The organism is Streptomyces sp. NPDC053560 (genome assembly GCF_044544605.1).
Lineage (GTDB): Bacteria > Actinomycetota > Actinomycetes > Streptomycetales > Streptomycetaceae > Streptomyces.
In genome coordinates this window covers 150,765-167,881 of the sequence record NZ_JBITXI010000010.1, presented here as the reverse complement: position 1 = coordinate 167,881, position 17,117 = coordinate 150,765, and the positions used below count along the sequence as shown (strand labels likewise).

Annotated in this window: 10 protein-coding genes; 5 read left to right on the top strand and 5 right to left on the bottom strand. The window is 74.7% G+C overall.

Annotation, left to right across the window (positions count from 1 at the left end; translation table 11 throughout):
- Positions 1-140 precede the first annotated feature (140 nt).
- Together ACIGQF_RS24570 and ACIGQF_RS24565 are read right to left on the bottom strand one after the other, a co-directional pair.
- Positions 141-1,814 (bottom strand): DUF5691 domain-containing protein, encoded by a 1,674-nt coding sequence (locus tag ACIGQF_RS24570; protein WP_399713979.1) that lies wholly within the window; start codon positions 1,812-1,814, stop codon positions 141-143.
- A 289-nt stretch (positions 1,815-2,103) separates the two neighbouring features.
- A complete protein-coding gene (locus tag ACIGQF_RS24565) occupies positions 2,104-3,603 on the bottom strand; it encodes an SWIM zinc finger family protein (protein ID WP_399713977.1) in 1,500 nt (499 codons plus the stop codon).
- A 165-nt stretch (positions 3,604-3,768) separates the two neighbouring features.
- Between ACIGQF_RS24565 and ACIGQF_RS24560 the strand changes: the two genes are divergently transcribed.
- The 5 genes from ACIGQF_RS24560 to ACIGQF_RS24540 all read left to right on the top strand — a co-directional run bounded on the left by ACIGQF_RS24560 (position 3,769) and on the right by ACIGQF_RS24540 (position 11,796).
- A complete protein-coding gene (locus ACIGQF_RS24560; RefSeq protein ID WP_399714424.1) occupies positions 3,769-4,914 on the top strand; it encodes an AAA family ATPase in 1,146 nt (381 codons plus the stop codon).
- Entirely contained in the window at positions 4,911-7,658 is a 2,748-nt protein-coding gene (locus ACIGQF_RS24555; RefSeq protein WP_399713975.1) for a DUF5682 family protein, read from the top strand. Before ACIGQF_RS24560 ends, ACIGQF_RS24555 begins: the two co-directional genes overlap by 4 nt.
- A complete protein-coding gene (locus tag ACIGQF_RS24550; RefSeq protein ID WP_399713972.1) occupies positions 7,655-8,866 on the top strand; it encodes a VWA domain-containing protein in 1,212 nt (403 codons plus the stop codon). The genes ACIGQF_RS24555 and ACIGQF_RS24550 overlap by 4 nt, the downstream gene beginning before the upstream one ends.
- Before the next feature lie 455 nt (positions 8,867-9,321).
- Positions 9,322-10,203, top strand: a complete 882-nt coding sequence (locus ACIGQF_RS24545; protein WP_399713970.1) for a hypothetical protein — start codon at positions 9,322-9,324, stop codon at positions 10,201-10,203.
- 156 nt (positions 10,204-10,359) lie between these two features.
- Complete coding sequence (locus ACIGQF_RS24540; protein ID WP_399713967.1) at positions 10,360-11,796, top strand: hypothetical protein; 1,437 nt, start codon at positions 10,360-10,362, stop codon at positions 11,794-11,796.
- Between the two features lie 346 nt (positions 11,797-12,142).
- Here ACIGQF_RS24540 and ACIGQF_RS24535 read toward each other — a convergent pair whose 3' ends face one another.
- The 3 genes from ACIGQF_RS24535 to ACIGQF_RS24525 all read right to left on the bottom strand — a co-directional run bounded on the left by ACIGQF_RS24535 (position 12,143) and on the right by ACIGQF_RS24525 (position 17,103).
- Positions 12,143-13,069 carry a peptidoglycan-binding protein gene (locus ACIGQF_RS24535; RefSeq protein ID WP_399713965.1) on the bottom strand — a complete coding sequence of 309 codons (927 nt, stop codon included), beginning with the start codon at positions 13,067-13,069 and terminating at the stop codon, positions 12,143-12,145.
- Between the two features lie 124 nt (positions 13,070-13,193).
- On the bottom strand, positions 13,194-14,816 hold the full coding sequence (locus tag ACIGQF_RS24530; RefSeq protein ID WP_399713963.1) for a DUF6519 domain-containing protein: 1,623 nt from the start codon (positions 14,814-14,816) through the stop codon (positions 13,194-13,196).
- A gap of 91 nt (positions 14,817-14,907) precedes the next feature.
- Positions 14,908-17,103 carry a hypothetical protein gene (locus tag ACIGQF_RS24525; protein ID WP_399713960.1) on the bottom strand — a complete coding sequence of 732 codons (2,196 nt, stop codon included), beginning with the start codon at positions 17,101-17,103 and terminating at the stop codon, positions 14,908-14,910.
- Positions 17,104-17,117: the final 14 nt, after the last annotated feature.

Below are 17,117 nucleotides of genomic sequence, written 5' to 3'. Positions count from 1 at the left end.
GGCCCGGCCGACCGCCCGGTCGCCCGTCCGGCGGGTTGCCCGCTCGCCTGTCCGGCCGGCCGTCCGGCGGGCTGCCCGCAGGGCCGGCGCCGCCCCGGGGCTCATGACATCGCTCCGGGCTCGTGACGTCGCTCCGGGGCTCATGGGGCTGTCCCGGATGCGGCGGCCCCGCACGGGGCGGGCCCTGTGCCCGGTGTCGGCTGCCCGGCCAGTTCGGCGTGCATCGTGGCGCGGAGCCGGAGGGTGCCGACGAGGCGCTGGAAGGCCTCGGACCAGTAGCCGTCGGCGCCCGGCGAGCCGTCCTCCGGCTCGTCGCCCCGGGCCGTGAGCTTGTCGAGCCGGTCGGCGGCGGCCGGGTCCAGGCACCGTTCGGCCAGCCCCATCACACCGCTGAAACTCCACGGGTAACTCCCGGCGTCCCGCGCGATGTCCAGGGCGTCCACCACCGCCGTACCGAGCGGCTCCGTCCACGGCACGGCACACACCCCCAGCAGCCGGAACGCGTCGGACAGCCCGTGCGACGCGATGAACTCCGCGACCCACGAAGCGCGTTCCCCCTCCGGCAGCACCCCGAGCAGCTTCGCGGTGTCGCGCGACGATCCGGCCTCCGTGGCGGAGGGGCCGGCGTTCATGGGCGCGGCGCCCGGTATCGAGGAGAGCAGGTCGGCCGCAGCTGACGGCGGGCCCAGGAGCGCCCGCGCCCAGGCGGTGTCGCGCTGGCGCACCGCCGCGCGGCACCAGGCGTCGTGCACCTCCGTACGCCGCCCCTCGGCCACCGGCAGGGCGACGATCTCCGCCGGGCCTCGACCGCCCAGCTGCCCGGACCAGGCGCCCAGCGGCGCCGACTCCAGCAACTGGGCCAGCCACCAGGCGCGTTCACCCCGACCGGCCGGAGCCTTGGCCACCACCCCGTCCCGCTCCATCCCCGCGTCGCAGCTCCTCGGCGCCTCCACCACGACGACCGGGCCGCCCTCCTCGTCCTCCGCCGCCTCTAGCCGCAGGCAGGCCGTCGCGCGGGCCGCCATACGGGTGGCCAGGGCGGAGCCGGGGAGTGCGGACAGCAGCTCCGCCGCCGTGGCCCGGACATTCCGGCTGCGGTCGGAGAGCGCCCTCTCCAGGAACGGCTCGTCCGCCGCCGACAGGCCCTCCCGGAGCGAATCCAGGAACATCAGCCGGTCCTCGGCCCGTTCGGTGGACCACGTACTCGCGAGCAGCTCCAGCCCCGCCGCCGGATCCAGGCGCCGGGCCGCCGACAGCAGCGCCACCCGCTCCGCGAACAGCCCCTCCTCCCAAAGACGGCGACCGGCCTCCTGATCCCCGCGGGCCGGGATCGCCGCCGCCCCGCCGATGCCGCGCAGCGCGAACTTCCAGTCGTCATTCAGCCGCGCCAGCCACAGCGCGCGCGGCCCGGCCAGCGCGAGCGCGGCGGGCCGCAGGTCCGTACGCGCCCGCGCCGCGTCCAGCAGTGCGGGCAGCAGCGCGGCAGGCGCGCGGTACCCCCGCTCCCCGGCTGCCGCGAGCCACTGCGGCAGCAGTTCCGTCAGGTCGGGGGCCGCGCCACGCCGGTTGCCGGTGTGCCCGCCCCGGTCGGCCAGCAGCAGCGCGAGCCTCCGCCGCGCCGCGTCCGGCAGTTCGGGCCGGGGGTCCGGCGGGGCCGGGGCGGGGCGCTCCGCCGCGGGCGCGGGGCGCAGCCCGGCCCGCCGCCGTACGGTGCTCACCGCCGCCGCGTCCAGCAGCGCGGCAGCCGCCTCCTGACCTGCGCGCACCGGCACGTCCGGCGTACGCCGGTCCGTCCCGAGCAACGCGGCACTCACCAGATCCCCCCAGGGAGCGGTGCTCCCATGTGTCCCTCTCACACCACTCACGGCTTCCGAACCCCTCCCGTTGTCCGTCTTCCTGCTGCCTGGTCGACTGCCTGAGGGGCCCGACCGTGCCGACCGCCTGAGGGGCGAGGCCCCTCCGCTCGCATCCCCTGTCGCGGGCCGCCGCCGGCCCCCCTCCGGCCGGCGGCGGCACCCCGTTCCCCCGATCCCCCCGCTGACCGGCGGCGCGCCGACATCCCCCCGTTTCCCCCGGCCGGCGCGCCGCTTCCCCCGTTGTCCTTCAGAGCGCCACCGGGGCCGGGTCCCAGGTCGTCAGTGGGACGAAGCCGCGGTGGCCGCACTCGCCGAATACGGTGACGGGGCCGCCGCCGGATATCGACGTGAGCTGCCACAGCCCCGGGCCGCCCGCGCAGCGCGGGTCCACCGGCAGCGCCGACTCGCCGTCCACGTCGGCCAGTTGCCAGCCGGCGCCCGGCTGCCCTGGTGCCGGCGGCCGGGCCGGTATCGGTACGACGTCGGCGAGCACCACCGGCCACGAGTCCAGCCACGGGTCGTCGCGCAGTGCGTCCCCGTACGCGGAGAGCGCGGCGTCCGTGCCGCACCCGGCCGGAACGCCTCCCGGCACGGCCGGCGCGTACCGCTCGCCCAGGGTGACGCGCAGCGGGCGGGCGCCGGGGTGGTAGGTCAGGTCGGCGTCCAGGACGAGCCCTGGCGGGAGGGCGAGTTCGTGCGCCCGCCCCGGGCCGGCGAAGGACAGATGCAGTGCCATCCGGCCCGTCCGCTCGCCCCTCATCCATATCCGCCGCGTGGTCAACTTCCCCTGCGGGCCTTCCTCGCGATCCTGCTGCGCCAGCACGAGCCATCGGTCCCGGACCGTCCGCTCCCGAGAACCCTCGCCCCCAGAGCCCTCGGCGGAACCGTCCGGAGCGTCTACTGCCGCACCGGCACCGGGCACATCGGCCGGTAGCCCCACTCGTGAGCGGACCGTGGCCGCCAGCGGCTCCGGAAGCCGCTCGATACCAAGGAACCCCTCGTCGAGGAGGTGGAGCAGCGCGCATTCCTCCAGCAGCCGGGACGGCCAGTCGGCACCGGAACCCGGTATGGAGCCCAACTCCCGCACCCGGGCAGCCAGCCCGGGTGCCTGTGCGTCGACCATCCGGGCAGCCGTCTCGTCCCAGCTGCCGTACCCCGCACGGTCCGCCGCGGCCAGACCCGACCGCAGCAGATCCGCGAGCCTGCGCTCCAACTCCTCGGCGCCCGAGCCGATTCGCTGCGCCCGGCGTTCCGACCGCCGGCGTGCCGCCGCCGGGTCGGCGAGGCCCTTGCCCCCCTTGTCGCCCTTGCCCCCGTCCTTGTCCCCCTTGCCCGGCCGGTCCTCGCGGTGCTCGCGTCGCCCGGACAGCCACTCGGCCACCCACTGCGGCGGCTCACCGGCCGGCACCACCGCCTCGGCACCCCCCTCGGAACCGTCTTCCCCCGCCCACAGCAACAGCAGCCCCAGCGCGTGCTTGCAGGGGAACTTCCGGCTCGGGCAGCTGCACTTGAAGGCAGGTCCCGTCGTGTCCGTCATCGTGCGGTACGGAGCGCCTCCGCTCCCTTTGCACACGCCCCATACCGCTCCGTCGCCCGCGCCCGTCCCCGACCACGGGCCGGGTGTCGCGAGCATTCCGCCGGCCTTGCACGACGCCGCGTCGGGCGCCACCGCCAGCACCTGTTCGGTCGTCCAGCGTTCCCCCTGCGCTCGGGGTTTCGGGGTCTGTTCCCCGTCCGTTCCCAGCATGGTGAAAACGCTAGACCCAGCCACTGACAATCGCTCTGACCTGCATGTTTGTCACGCCAAGGCCGATTGTCAGTGGCATGGTGCAGTCTGGAATCCGCAAGCGGCCCGCGGGTTGCGGGGTGCGGGCCGAACGGCCTGGGACGAGGGGGAGTCATGTCTTACGCGATGACGGAGAACGGCGCGGGCGGCGGTCGCGGGCCGGCGGCGGAGGCCGGGTCGGCGGAGGGTTCCGGAGCGGTCATCCGGCCGCATGCAGAAGATGCATTCGCAAATGAACTGTCCGCGCTGGCGGCCGCGGACGACCGGCCGCGGCCCGCGCGCTGGCGCCTCTCGCCGTGGGCGGTGGCCACGTATCTGCTCGGCGGCACGCTCGCCGACGGGACGGTCATCACGCCCAAGTACGTCGGCCCGCGCCGCATCGTCGAGGTGGCCGTCACCACCCTCGCGACCGACCGTGCGCTGCTGCTCCTCGGCGTTCCCGGCACGGCCAAGACATGGGTGTCGGAGCATCTCGCCGCGGCGGTCAGCGGCGACTCCACGCTCCTGGTCCAGGGCACGGCCGGGACGCCGGAGGAGGCGATCCGGTACGGCTGGAACTACGCGCAGCTGCTCGCGCACGGCCCCAGCCGGGACGCGCTGGTGCCGAGCCCCGTGATGCGGGCGATGGCGGAGGGCATGACCGCGCGGGTCGAGGAGCTGACGCGGATCCCGGCCGACGTGCAGGACACGCTGATCACCGTGCTGTCGGAGAAGACGCTGCCCATACCGGAGTTGGGCCAGGAGGTGCAGGCCGTACGCGGCTTCAACCTCATCGCCACCGCCAACGACCGCGACCGCGGGGTGAACGAACTCTCCAGCGCGCTGCGCCGTCGCTTCAACACCGTCGTGCTGCCGCTGCCGGCCACGCCGGAGGACGAGGTGGACATCGTCACGCGCCGTGTCGAGCAGATCGGCCGCTCGCTGGACCTGCCCGCGGCGCCGGACGGCATGGACGAGATCCGCCGGGTGGTCACGGTCTTCCGCGAGCTGCGGGACGGCCTGACGGCGGACGGGCGGACGAAGCTCAAGTCGCCGTCCGGGACGCTCTCCACGGCCGAGGCGATCTCCGTCGTCACCAACGGACTGGCTCTGGCGACGCACTTCGGGGACGGCGTGCTGCGGCCGGCTGACGTGGCCGCGGGCATCCTCGGGGCTGTTGTCCGCGATCCGTCGGCCGACCGCGTCATCTGGCAGGAGTACCTGGAGTCGGTCGTCCGCGAGCGCGACGGCTGGAAGGACTTCTACCGCGCCTGCCGGGAGGTGAGCGCATGACGGAACACGGCACGGGGGAGCGCCGCGCGGACGGTCCGTGGCTGCTCGGAGTGCGGCACCACGGGCCCGGCTCGGCCCGCGCGGTCGGCGCCGCCCTGGCGCAGTGCGAGCCGAAGGCGCTGCTCATCGAGGGGCCGCCGGAGGCGGACGCGCTGGTGGCGCTGGCCGCCGACGAGGAGATGCGGCCGCCGGTCGCGCTCCTCGCGCATGTGATCGACGACCCGGGGCGCGCCGCGTTCTGGCCGCTGGCGGAGTTCTCCCCGGAGTGGGTGGCGCTCCAGTGGGCGCTGCGACGCGGCATCCCGGTGCGCTTCATCGACCTCCCGGCGGCGCACTCCCTCGCGGAGACGGAAGCGGGGGCGGGAGCGGGGCCGGAAGCGGGGGAGGGAGCGGGAGAGGGAGCGGCCGGAGAGCCCGGCCGAGAAGGCGACCGGGAGGTGGGCGGCGACCCGCGGGTGGACGCCCGGGTGGACGCTCGGGTCGATCCGATCGGGGTGCTTGCGGAGGCGGCCGGGTACGACGACGCGGAGCGCTGGTGGGAGGACGTGGTCGAGCACCGCGGCACGGGCGGCGGCGACAGCCCCGGCGATGCCGGTGACGCCCTGGCGCCGTTCGAGGCGCTGGCCGAGGCCATGGGGGCGCTGCGGGAAGGGTACGAGGAGGGCGCGGACTCCCGCGACGCCGTGCGCGAAGCCCATATGCGGCTCCGACTGCGGGACGCACGGCGGGAGTTCGGGGACGACGTCGCGGTCGTCTGCGGTGCGTGGCACGTACCGGCGCTCACCCGTCGTACGACCGTCACCGCCGACCGGGCCGTCCTCAAGGGCCTGCCGAAGGCGAAGGTGTCGGTCACCTGGGTGCCCTGGACGCACCGCAGGCTGTCGCGGAACAGCGGGTACGGAGCCGGGATCGCGTCGCCCGGCTGGTACGGCCACCTCTTCGCCAGCCCCGACCGCCCCATGGAGCGCTGGCTGACCAAGGTCGCGGGCCTGCTCCGGGAGGAGGACTACCCGGTCTCCACCGCCCACGTCATCGAGGCGGTGCGGCTCGCCGAGTCGCTCGCGGCGATGCGCGGGCGCCCGCTCGCCGGGCTCACCGAGGCCGAGGACGCGGTGCGTGCCGTGATGAGTGACGGCTCGGACGTGCCCGCCTCGCTGATCCACGACCGCCTGGTGGTCGGCGATGTGCTCGGCGAGGTGCCGCAGGCCGCCCCCGCCGTGCCGCTCCAGCGGGACATCGCCCGCCTCCAGCGTTCCCTGCGCCTCAAGCCGGAGGCGAAGGACCGGGAACTGGAGCTCGACCTGCGCAAGGAGACCGACGCCGCGCGCAGCCGCCTGCTGCACCGGCTGCGGCTGCTGGACATCCCGTGGGGGGCGCCCGCCGATTCGCGGGCGAGTACGGGCACGTTCCGGGAGACCTGGCGGCTGCGCTGGGAGCCGGAGCTGTCGGTGCGGGTCGCGGAGGCGGGCATCTGGGGCACGACCGTGCTCGCCGCCGCCACGGCCCGGGCGGCCTCCGACGCCACGGACGCCGACGCGCTCGCCGGGGTCACGGCGCTGGCCGAGCGCTGCCTGCTCGCCGAACTGCCGGACGCGCTGCCGGTGGTGATGCGGGTGCTGGCCGACCGGGCCGCGCTCGACGCCGATGTCGGTCACCTCGCCCAGGCGCTGCCCGCGCTGGTGCGGTCGGTGCGGTACGGCGACGTGCGCGGTACGGACGCGGCGGCGCTGCGCGAGGTCGCGGTCGGCCTCGCCGAGCGGGTCTTCGTGGGCCTGCCGCCGGCCTGCGCCTCGCTGGACGCGGAAGGCGCGGCGGAGATGCGTACACATCTCGACGCCACGCAACAGGCCGTGGCGCTGCTGTCCCACACGGAACGCGGCGCAGGCGCGGGGGAAAGCCCGGAGGCCGCGCCGGCTTCGCCCGACGGCCTTTCGGGCCTGCGGGAACGGTGGACCGACGTACTGCGCGTACTGGCGGAGCGGGAGGCGATACCGGGGCTCATTCGAGGACGCGCGGCGCGCATGCTCGTCGACGACGGTGCGCTGGACGAAGTCGAACCGGACGAAGTGGGACCGGGCGAAGTCGGACCGGGCGAAGTCGGACCGGGCGGAGTCGGACCGGGCGAAATCGAATCGGGCGAAGCCGAGCCGAGCGAGACCGAGACGGACGAAACCGGACCGGACGAACGCGAGGGGGCGGGGAAGGGCAGCCGCGGCCATGCCGCGGAGGGTGGCGGGGCCGGGCGGCTCATGGGGCTCGCGCTCTCGCCCGGGGTGCCGCCGGCGGACGCCGCGGCCTGGATCGAGGGGTTCGTCGGGGGCGGTGCGGGCGGGGGAATGCTGCTGATCCACGACGAGCGGCTGCTCGGGCTGGTGGACGACTGGCTGACGCGGGTGCCGGGGGAGGCGTTCACGGACGTACTGCCGTTGCTGCGCCGGACGTTCTCGCAGTTCGAGCCGGGGGTGCGGCGCACGCTCGGGGAACTGGCCCGGCGCGGGCCGGCCGCCCCGGGAGCGCCGGGCGGCGGCACGGCGGCCGGTCGTGGCGCGGCCGGCACCGGCGAGGAAGCGGCGGCCCCCGGTTTCGGCCCCGGCCTGGACCGCGACCGCGCCGCGGCCGTCCTGCCGACCTTGCACGCCCTGCTGGGCCGGCCCGCCAGCGGTGCAGCCCGCCGCCTCACCACTGCGGCGAAGGGCACTGCCACAGCGAAAGGCGTCACCACAGCGAAGGGGGAGAAGGGATGACGACGGTGGAGACGGCGGCCGGTAGCGGGGCGGCCGAGGAGCGCATGCGGCGCTGGCGGCTGGTGCTCGGCGGGGGAGAGGGCGACGGGACCGGGTGCGAACTGCGTGGGCGGGACGCCGCGATGGACGGCGCGCTCGGGGCGCTGTACGGCGAAGGGCCCGGCGCCGGCGGGCCGGGCGGCCCGGGTGGGCGCGACGGCCGGAAGGGCGGGGTGCGGTCGGCGGGGCTGGGCGGTTCCGCGCCCGCCGTGGCGCGCTGGCTCGGCGACATCCGGCGCTACTTCCCCACCTCCGTCGTCCAGGTGATGCAGCGTGACGCGATCGACCGGCTCGGCCTGTCGGCGCTGCTGCTGGAGCCGGAGATGCTGGAGGCCGTGGAGGCCGACGTGCATCTGGTCGGCACGTTGCTGTCGCTGCACAAGGCCATGCCCGAGACGACGAAGGAGACCGCACGGGCGGTCGTACGGCAGGTCGTCGAGCAGCTGGAGAAGCGGCTGGCGACCCGGACGCGGGCCACGCTGACGGGCGCGCTGGACCGGTCGGCGCGCATCAGCCGGCCCCGCCCCCGCGACATCGACTGGGACCGCACCATCCGCGCGAATCTCAAGAATTACCTCCCCGAGTACCGAACGGTCGTGCCGGAACGGCTGATCGGTTACGGGCGGGCAGCACAGTCGGTCAAGAAGGAGGTCATCCTCTGCATCGATCAATCCGGTTCGATGGCGGCGTCCGTCGTGTACGCCTCGGTGTTCGGCGCGGTGCTCGCGTCCATGCGGTCGCTCGCCACCAGGCTGGTGGTGTTCGACACCTCGGTCGTGGACCTCACCGACCAGATCGAGGACCCGGTGGACGTGCTCTTCGGTACGCAGCTGGGCGGTGGCACGGACATCAACCGTGCGCTGGCGTACTGCCAGTCGCGGATCACCCGGCCCACCGAGACGGTGGTCGTGCTGATCAGCGACCTGTACGAGGGCGGGATACGGCACGAGATGCTCAAGCGGGTGGCCGCCATGAAGGCGTCCGGTGTGCAGTTCGTGACGCTGCTGGCGCTGTCGGACGAGGGCGCGCCCGCGTACGACCGGGAGCATGCGGCGGCTCTGGGAGCGCTGGGGGCACCGGCGTTCGCCTGTACGCCCGACCTCTTCCCGGAGGTGATGGCGGCCGCGCTGGAGAAGCGGCCGCTGCCGTTGCCCGACACGACGGCGTGACGGCCCGATCTGTCCGAGCGGCCCGAACGACGCGAACAACCCGAACGATCCGAACGGCCCGAACGACGCTCGCCGACGACGACAGTCACCGTCCATGACGACAACACCACCGTCCACGACGACGAGGCCGTACCGGAGACCGGATTCGTCGGCCGTACCGGAACCGGAATCCTCCACCGGCCGCCCACTTCCCCCGGCACACCGGCGTGTTCGCAGGTCGTACACCCTTTCGCCACTGTCGATACCGGACATGGCGGAGTAACGGTGACAGGTGGCACAGGGGACTTGCGCGGCCCCTGGCTGGTCGTGCAAGGATCGGTGCATCGCTCGATCACCCGCGACGTGCCGGTTGATCCGGGGTGCCTGACGCCCTGGTCCCGGTCGCCGTCCTTCCGGGAAGGTCCCTCTTGTCCGCTGTGCTCGCTCTGCCTGCCGTTGTGCGCCTGTCGCGCACCGTGGCCGTGCGGCGTGCGCTGCTGACCGGGCTCTTCCTCGTCGGGTTCGTCGCCCTCGCCGTCGCGTTCGGCGGCGGCACCGCCCACGCGGCGGACAGCGGTACCGAGCAGACGCAGGGCGCCTTCACGAAGGCCACCGGCACCACCGACAGCACCGGCACCGCCGTCACCACCGGGTCGACCGCCACCGCCACCTCCACCGACGGGCGTTCGCCGCTCGTCGGCTCGGGGGATGCGCTGGGGCGGGACGCCGGCGAGGCGGCCGCGGAGCCGGAGGCGGGTGTCGCGCAGCAGGCCGGTGCGCGGCTCTCCGAGGGCGCGCAGGCGTCCGAGGAGCGGCTCGGCGAGACCGTACGCCCGCTCGCGGAGCGTCTGAAGCCCGTCACTGACCCGGTCACCGCTCCGGTGCACGACGTCGTCAGCGGCGTGGGTCACGCGACCGGCCTCCCGGTCCGGCTGCCCGGCGACATCGCCGGTCAGGACCGCAGTGGCGGCGAGCAGGCGCACCACGGTGACGTACGGGACGGCGGTCGGCAGCACATGGCCGCGCCCGAGCGGTGCGGCACGGACCGTACCGGCGACGACCGGCTGACGAGCCCCTCCGGGGACGCCGCCGGTCAGGACCGTACGGCCGCGCGTGCCACCTCCGGTGACGCCGGCGACGGACACGGCCGCGGCGGACTGCCCGGCCAGCTCCCGCAGGGACCGGCCGCGCCGGCCTCGCACACCACCGGGGACGGCAACGGCCCCCGGAGCGGGGACCAGCACGCGGTCCTGCCGGGCGGACAGCCGCACTTCGGGCTGGTGCCCGGTGGCGTACGGGCCGCGGGCGGTGCGCCGACCCGCGAGCGCAGCACCGACATCCTCGAATTCCCGGGTTAGGGCAGACCTCCCGCCGGATTCCCACCGCATACGCGCCTTCGCCGACGTACGGCGAGCGCAGGGATCCGACGGCCGTCAGCTCCTCAAGACCTGCCGCGCGGGGGCGGGACAGGTCTGCCCGACACATCCCTGGAATCCGAAGGGCTCATCGCCACCATGCGCAAGAACATCCGCCGTTCCATCGTCGTCGCCGCTGCCGCCACCGGTCTGCTGGCCCTGGGGGCCACCGGCGCCAGCGCCGCCGAGCTGCCCGTCGACGCTCCCGACACCGGCGCCCTGACCGGCGCCGTGCAGAAGAACCTTCCGGCCGGCGAGCTGACCGGCACGGTCCAGAAGACCGCCGACGGGGCGACCGGCACCGTCGGGAAGACCGTGGGCGGCACGGTCGGCAAGGTGACCGGCGCGCTCGGCGGCGGCGACGTGCACACCATGGACGGCCTGCCCGCCACCGGTGGCCTGACCGACGGCCTGACCGGCGACGCGCTGCCCACCGACGGCCTCGGCGACGTGACCGGCACCGTGAACGGCGTGCAGAAGAAGGCCGACCTGAACAAGGTCACCAAGACCGCCAAGGGCGCCGGCAAGGTCACCAAGACCGCCGGCAAGGCCACCAGGACCGTCGGCAAGGTGGCGAAGACCGCCGAGGGCACCGTCGGCCAGGTTCAGGACACCGCCGCGGGCCGTCTGCCCGTCGTGCCGTTCCTGCCCGTCGAGGGCGTGCCCGCCCTCGACCTGCGCAGCCTCCCGGTCGAGGTCCCCGCGGCCGAGCTGCCCAGCGGCCTGCCGACCGACCAGCTCCCCGCGGACCTGCCCACCGACCTGCCCGCCGGCCTCTCGACCGACAAGCTTCCGGCCGATCTGCCCACCGGCCAGCTCCCCACCGACCTGCCCGCCGAGCTCCCCGCCGCGCCGCAGCTGCCCGACGCGTCCGGTGCCGTTGACCGGGTCGTCGGCACCGCCGCCAACAGCGACCTGCGTCCCGGCACGCTGACCAACCCGGCCCAGGGCGCCCTGGCCACCGCTCGCCCGGTCGTCGACCAGGCCGCCGCCGACGCGCTGCCGCCGGTCGCCCAGCGTGCCGTCGGCAAGGTCGTCCCGGTCGCCCAGGACGCGGTGGGCGGCGTGGGCCTGCTCGCCGGTGACGCGGCCGGCCAGGCCACCCCGTTCGCGCAGGACACGGTCGCCGGCACCCAGGCGTTCGCCGAGGGCGCGACCGCCGACGCCGTGCCGTTCGCACAGGGCACGCTGACCGACGCGCGGGGCTTCGCGCAGGGCGCGGCCGCCGGTGCGGTCCCGTTCGCGCAGGGCACCGTCGCCGGTGCGCAGAACCTGACCCAGGGCACCGCCGCCACCGCTGTCCCCTTCGCCCAGGGCGTGGCCGCTGACGCCACCCCGTTCGCGCAGGGTGTCGCCACCGACGCCGTGCCGTTCGCGCAGGGCCTGGCGACCACCGTGGCCGCCGACGGCCAGGAGACCGCGGGCAACGCCGTCGCCGGTGTGCAGCGCGTCATCCCCGTCGACGTGGCCCAGGGCGACCTGACCAGCCCGGCCAACATCCCCGCCCTGCCGGTGCTGCCGGGCCTGGCGGGCTGAACACCCCGATTTCCGGCGTGAGCCGGAGCGGTACCGGTACCGCGAGGGGCCGCGCGTCCGCGGGACGGCGTTGTGGGGACGCCGTTCGTACGGACACCGGAACGGACGCGCCACGTCCGTGACGTGAGCGGCCACTTGAACCGGAACGGAAAACGCCGCCGGGCACCCCCTTTGGGGAGGGGGAGCCCGGCGGCGTCCGTATGTCCGGGGCCGGTGCGGCGCAGCAGCCGAAGTGGTCCCGGCAGCGCTTCACCGCGATCGCCGCCGCCTACCTCCGACGACCTCGGCACCTCCTACGACGTAGGTACCTCCTACGACGTGGGTACCTCCCACGGCCGGAGTACCCCTACGACCGAGGCACCTTCAACCGATCCCAGCTCACCTTCCCCGGGATACCGTCCGCGTCCTTGCCCGAGAAGCCGAGCTTGCGCTGCCAGGCGGCGTAGGACTGGCGGTCGGCCTCCGTCCAGTACGGGCCGGGCCCCTCCTCGTAGCGCGAGCACCCCTCGGCGACCAGCCGCTTGCCCATGGCCGTGATGACCGGGCTGCGCGCGCCGGCCTGGAAGAAGCCGCTGCCGGGGAAGCGTTCGTACCGGGTGCCGGGGCGCGGCTTCTCCGGCGCGGGCTTTTCCGGTGCGGGCTTCTCCGGGGCCGGCTTGTCGTCCTTGCCGCCGTCGGGCTTGCCCGCGAGCCGCTTCTTGATGCGGGACCGCATGCTGCCCATGGTGAAGCCGCGCGGGTCCGTCTTGCCGGGCTGCCACTCGTTGTGGCCGATGACGGACTTCTCGTTCCAGCCGTGCGCCCGGCAGATCGCCGCGGACACCTTCTCGATGGCGAGCTTCTGCTCCTCGGGCCAGGGGTCCTCGCCGTCGCCGAGGTTGATGCACTCGAAGCCGTAGAAGTGCCGGTTGCCGTCGGTGTTGGCCGCGTTGTCGTGCGGCAGCTTCGACTCGTTGACCACGGCGCGCAGCACGTCGGAGTCGCCGAGCCCGGCGTGGTTGGCGCGGCCGTTGCCGACCAGCCACACCTCGCCCTTCTTGTCGATGACGCCGTGGCACAGCGGCCCCGGCAGATCGGAGCGGCCCTCGTAGCAGAGGCTGACCGAGCTGTCGGTGCCCTTGGTGACGGTGTGATGGATCATCACGCCGTTCAGCGGGCCCCACGGGCCCTTGCTGTTTCTGTTGTGCTTGCGCCAGTTGCGGACTTCGTGGACGGTCAGGCCCTCGTCCTTGAGGGCTTTCACCAGGCGTGACGCGCTCAGCGGCTTCGCCATCGTCGTGCTCCTTCCTCGACCCGGCCGCGCGGGCCGGTCCCCCGGTCGGCGGCGCGCGGGATCACCCGCGCGCCGCCCAGTACGTACGCGATGGCGCGCTCCCCGTGGCGCCACCCCGGCGGTGTCACTCCTCCGTCAGGGACTCCGCCTCGGCCGTCGTCTGCGAGCGGAGCGCCGCGCCGTGCGCCGGGCCCGCGGAGGCCACGTCGGCCGGCTCGTTCTCCGCCTCGGCCGCGGCGTCGGCGGCCCGCGCCTCCTCCTCGGCGGCCAGTTCCTCGTCGCTGGCCGCGGCGATCTCCCCGGCCAGCGGCTTGAACGCCAGCCGCAGGTCGGAGACGGTCTTCTCGCCCATCACCCAGCCCAGCGGCGCGTAGTGCACCTGCGGGCCGAGCGGCGCCTGGAGCAGCGGGCGGCGCGCGGCGTCCGTCGGCCACTCCACGTTGCCGGTGGCGGTACGGGCCGGGACCAGCCAGAAGTCACCGCTGCGGTAGGTGCCGCCGGCCGCGAAGTACACCTCCACGCCGTCCTCCAGCGGCAGCCACGCGCCCTCCTCGACGCGCACCGCACCGTTCTTGAGCTGCCCGGCCGCGCCCTTCTTCGTCTGCCGCTCCTGCGCCCGGCCGCCCTCGCGCTGGTCCCAGCGGCGCAGGTACGGGTGGAGTTCGGGCCGCCGCCCGACGTGCTGCGCGGGCTCCTCCGACAGCCGTACCCGGCGCCCGGGCAGGTCCAGCTCCTCGACGCGCAGCAGCGGGTGGGCCTCCAGCCGGCTGGCGACCGCGGAGTCCACGAACTCCACCCGGTCGCCGACGTCCAGGTCCAGCTTGTCGTCGTGGCCCAGCGTGGCCAGCTCGACCCAGGTGCCGTCCAGGCCGTCGACCGGGAAGGTCACCGAGCCGTTCTCGCGGGACCACTTGAAGGTGGCGTCCTTGGCGGCGCCGCCGTCGTGGATCTCCACCCGGTACAGCTGGTTCTCCGGACCGCGGTAGCGGGCGTCCGGCTTGACCAGGCACGGGTCGTCGTCGGCGTGGTCGGGGCGCTCGCTGCGCACGGCGATTCGCGCGGTGGCCCTGCGCTGCTCGGCCACCCACTTCTGGAAGGCCTTGCGCACCGGGTCCTTCTTGCTGTCGTCGCCCTCGATCTCCAGCTCGCCGCCGGGCAGCGGCAGCACCTGCCAGACGACCTTCAGGCGGGCCGCGGTGTCCGGCAGCGCAGCGCCGAGCGCGACCTCGCGCAGCGCCGGGTCCTCGGTCGCGGTGACCGTGCGCTCCCACACCTTCAGGTAGGCCAGGTACGGGAACTGGGTGGGCAGCCGGTCCTCGGGGCGCTCCGCGTCCCGGTAGGCGTCGGGCTGGTCCCAGTACGTCCAGGTGGCGGGCGGCTCGGCGGCCGCGCCCTCGCCGTCCTTCTCGTCGTCCTTGGCGCCGGCGTCGGCCGGTTCCGGCACCGGGACGCCCGGCTGCGGGCGGTAGGACTCGACGAGGATGCCGTCGACGTAGTAGCGGCCCGGGCTGATGGAGAGGTCGTCCAGCTCGCGGCTGCCGCCAGTCATGTCGATCCTGAAGCCGGCGTCGGCGGCCGGGCCGCCGTGCTGCCCGATCAGGTCGGTGGCGGTCACCCGGGCCTGGTAGAGCTGGATCGCGGTCTGCTCGTTGGTGTCCGCGTCCAGCTGGACGCGGCCCTGCTGGGCGAGGACCGCGGAGTAGCGGGCGTCCGGCCGGAAGGTGATGCGGGAGAGATCAGCGTGCATGGGAAGGGTTCCCCCTCGTGATGAAGCTCGTGATGAAGCTCGTGGCGGTAGGTCGTGGGCGGGCGCTTCCCGTCGGCGCCCCGTGGCGGCATCAGGTCACGAAGAAGATCCCCGCATCCGTTCCGGCCGGTGTGTACTCCGCGAGCCGCGCCCGCAGGCTGTCCTCGCGCTGCGGCTGGTACAGGTCGTGGAAGGCGCCCGGTTCGGCACCGTCCTCCGCGGCCCGCCGGCAGCCCTCGCCCGCCGGGCCGTGCGCGTCCGGCGCGGTCAGCTGCCCGTAAGCGGGCGTGCCGTACCGCTCGCTGCGGAAGACCGGCCGTACGGCACCGGCCTGTTCGGCGCCGACCAGGTCCGGCAGGCAGCGGTAGCGGCGCGGGGTGCGTGAGCCGGGCGGTATGCAGGAGTACCGGAGGCAGCCGAGCTGGCGCCGGGCGACGTGCAGCTTCCCGGTGAACAGCGAGTTCTCGGCGAGCTGCACGGCGTGTACGTGGACCTCGCCGATCACCGTCGTGCGGTGCGCGTGCAGCACCGCGTGCGCGTGCCGGCAGTCCGGCGCGGAGAGCGCCTCGCGGTCGTGGCCGGTGGCGTCCAGGATGCTGTCCCGGATGTGGATCGGCAGCGGGTCGGTGGAGACCTCGTCGCCGATGACCTCGATGGTGCCGAGGATCGTCCGGTCGATCTCCACGCACGCGGTCGTGCGGTCCAGTACGAGGCTGGGCTCCTCGGGGGAGTGCGGGTGGCACTCCGGCTCCAGCGACCAGCCGGGGACGAGCGTGCAGTGCCGCAGCGCCAGTGCGCCGACCGGGCCCTGGACGTTGATTCCGCGGCCGGTGATCAGCAGTCCGTCGAGCACGATGCGGGGTGCGGGGCCGCGTGCGTCGCCCGGCTCGCAGTCCTCCTCGTGGGCGCGGATGTTCAGCGCGTCGGGCCGGTTGCTGTACCAGTCCAGCAGCCGGATCACCGGCCGGGTGCCCTCCGCCGCGCGCACCTCCAGCCGGTCGCCCGGGTCCAGGTCGAAGTCCAGCTGTTCCTGGTAGGCGCCGCTGTGGGTGATCTCGATGATGCCGTCGGGGCCGCAGCGTCCGGCCCGCCGGTCGTTCTGCCAGTCCCCGTACGCGTCCATGATCCGCTGGTACGTCTGGCCGGGGCCGACCCGGTACACGGCCGCGCCCGCCGGGGTCTCCCGCTCGCGCAGGTACTCGCCGCCGCCCAGGTCGTCCGCGAAGGCGTAGTGGTACGTGACCCACACGCCCTGGCGCGGCGCCGAGCGCGAGCCGAAGGCGATGCGGCCCAGCTCCGGGTCGACCGCGACCTGCCCGCGCTTGGGCCGGTAGCGCCAGTCGCTGAGGTCGGCGACGACGATGTCGGACGGGTCGACCGGCTCGCGCTGCCCGTCCCGCCAGATCGTGAAGGACTTGCCGGGCCCGTAGTAGTCCGCGAGCCGGTCGTGCAGCTGGCGCCGCCGGACGTACGCCGGGACGTTGTCGATCGTCGCGATGTGGGTGGCCGACGGCTCCGGCTCGGGCTTGGTGACCAGCGGTGTGTCGTTGCCGAGGATCGAGAAGGTGTAGAGGTTGCGGGCCCGGTCGATGCAGTACGCGGGCGCCCGCGTCACCGAGTAGGGCTTCAGCCGCCACACGTACAGGCCCACCCCGGCGGGGGAGAGGCCGCCCTGGCGGCGCCGCGAGTCGGCCCGGCGGACGTCCGCCGAGCGCGCGACAGCCCCGAAGGGGCCGCCCGCCAGGTCCAGCGCGGAGGAGTCCCGTACGTCCACCGACCGGCCGCGCGCGGCCCGCCGTGCGTTGACCGCCGCGGTGCCCGAGCCGTACAGCTTCACCGGCTGGCCGTGCGAGACCAGCCGGGAGAACTCAACGGCCCGCGCGGGCCAGTTCGCGACCTCGGCGGACAGCTCCTCCAGCAGCGCGAGGGTGCCCTTGCGGCGGCGGTTGGCGACCGTGGCCGCCACGTCGCGGCGCGGGGCCAGCGCCTCGGCCAGCCGCCGCCGCGAGGAGTCCGGCAGTCCGCTGTCCTTCAGGCCGGTGGCCAGCACCCGCTCGTATCCGGGCAGCGGCTTGTAGCCGACCAGGTCGCCCAGGTACGGCAGCACCCACTCCGCCGCCGTCTCCACGAACCAGTCGTCGTACTGCTGCTCGACCCCGTCGCGTACGAGGTCGACCTGCTCGGCGATGACGGCGAGCAGCGCCCGCAGGGGCTCGCCGTTCTCCGCGTCCCGCAGTCGGTGCCACTGGGGCAGCAGCTCCGCGAGCCCGTCCGGCTCCCTGGACATCACTTGCCCCCCGT

Coding starts and splice junctions, on each gene's coding strand:
- ACIGQF_RS24565 (WP_399713977.1), bottom strand. CDS start 3,603: ATGCTGGGAACGGACGGGGAACAGACCCCGAAACCCCGAGCGCAGGGG.
- ACIGQF_RS24560 (WP_399714424.1), top strand. CDS start 3,769: ATGACGGAGAACGGCGCGGGCGGCGGTCGCGGGCCGGCGGCGGAGGCC.
- ACIGQF_RS24555 (WP_399713975.1), top strand. CDS start 4,911: ATGACGGAACACGGCACGGGGGAGCGCCGCGCGGACGGTCCGTGGCTG.
- ACIGQF_RS24550 (WP_399713972.1), top strand. CDS start 7,655: ATGACGACGGTGGAGACGGCGGCCGGTAGCGGGGCGGCCGAGGAGCGC.
- ACIGQF_RS24540 (WP_399713967.1), top strand. CDS start 10,360: ATGCGCAAGAACATCCGCCGTTCCATCGTCGTCGCCGCTGCCGCCACC.
- ACIGQF_RS24535 (WP_399713965.1), bottom strand. CDS start 13,069: ATGGCGAAGCCGCTGAGCGCGTCACGCCTGGTGAAAGCCCTCAAGGAC.
- ACIGQF_RS24530 (WP_399713963.1), bottom strand. CDS start 14,816: ATGCACGCTGATCTCTCCCGCATCACCTTCCGGCCGGACGCCCGCTAC.
- ACIGQF_RS24525 (WP_399713960.1), bottom strand. CDS start 17,103: ATGTCCAGGGAGCCGGACGGGCTCGCGGAGCTGCTGCCCCAGTGGCAC.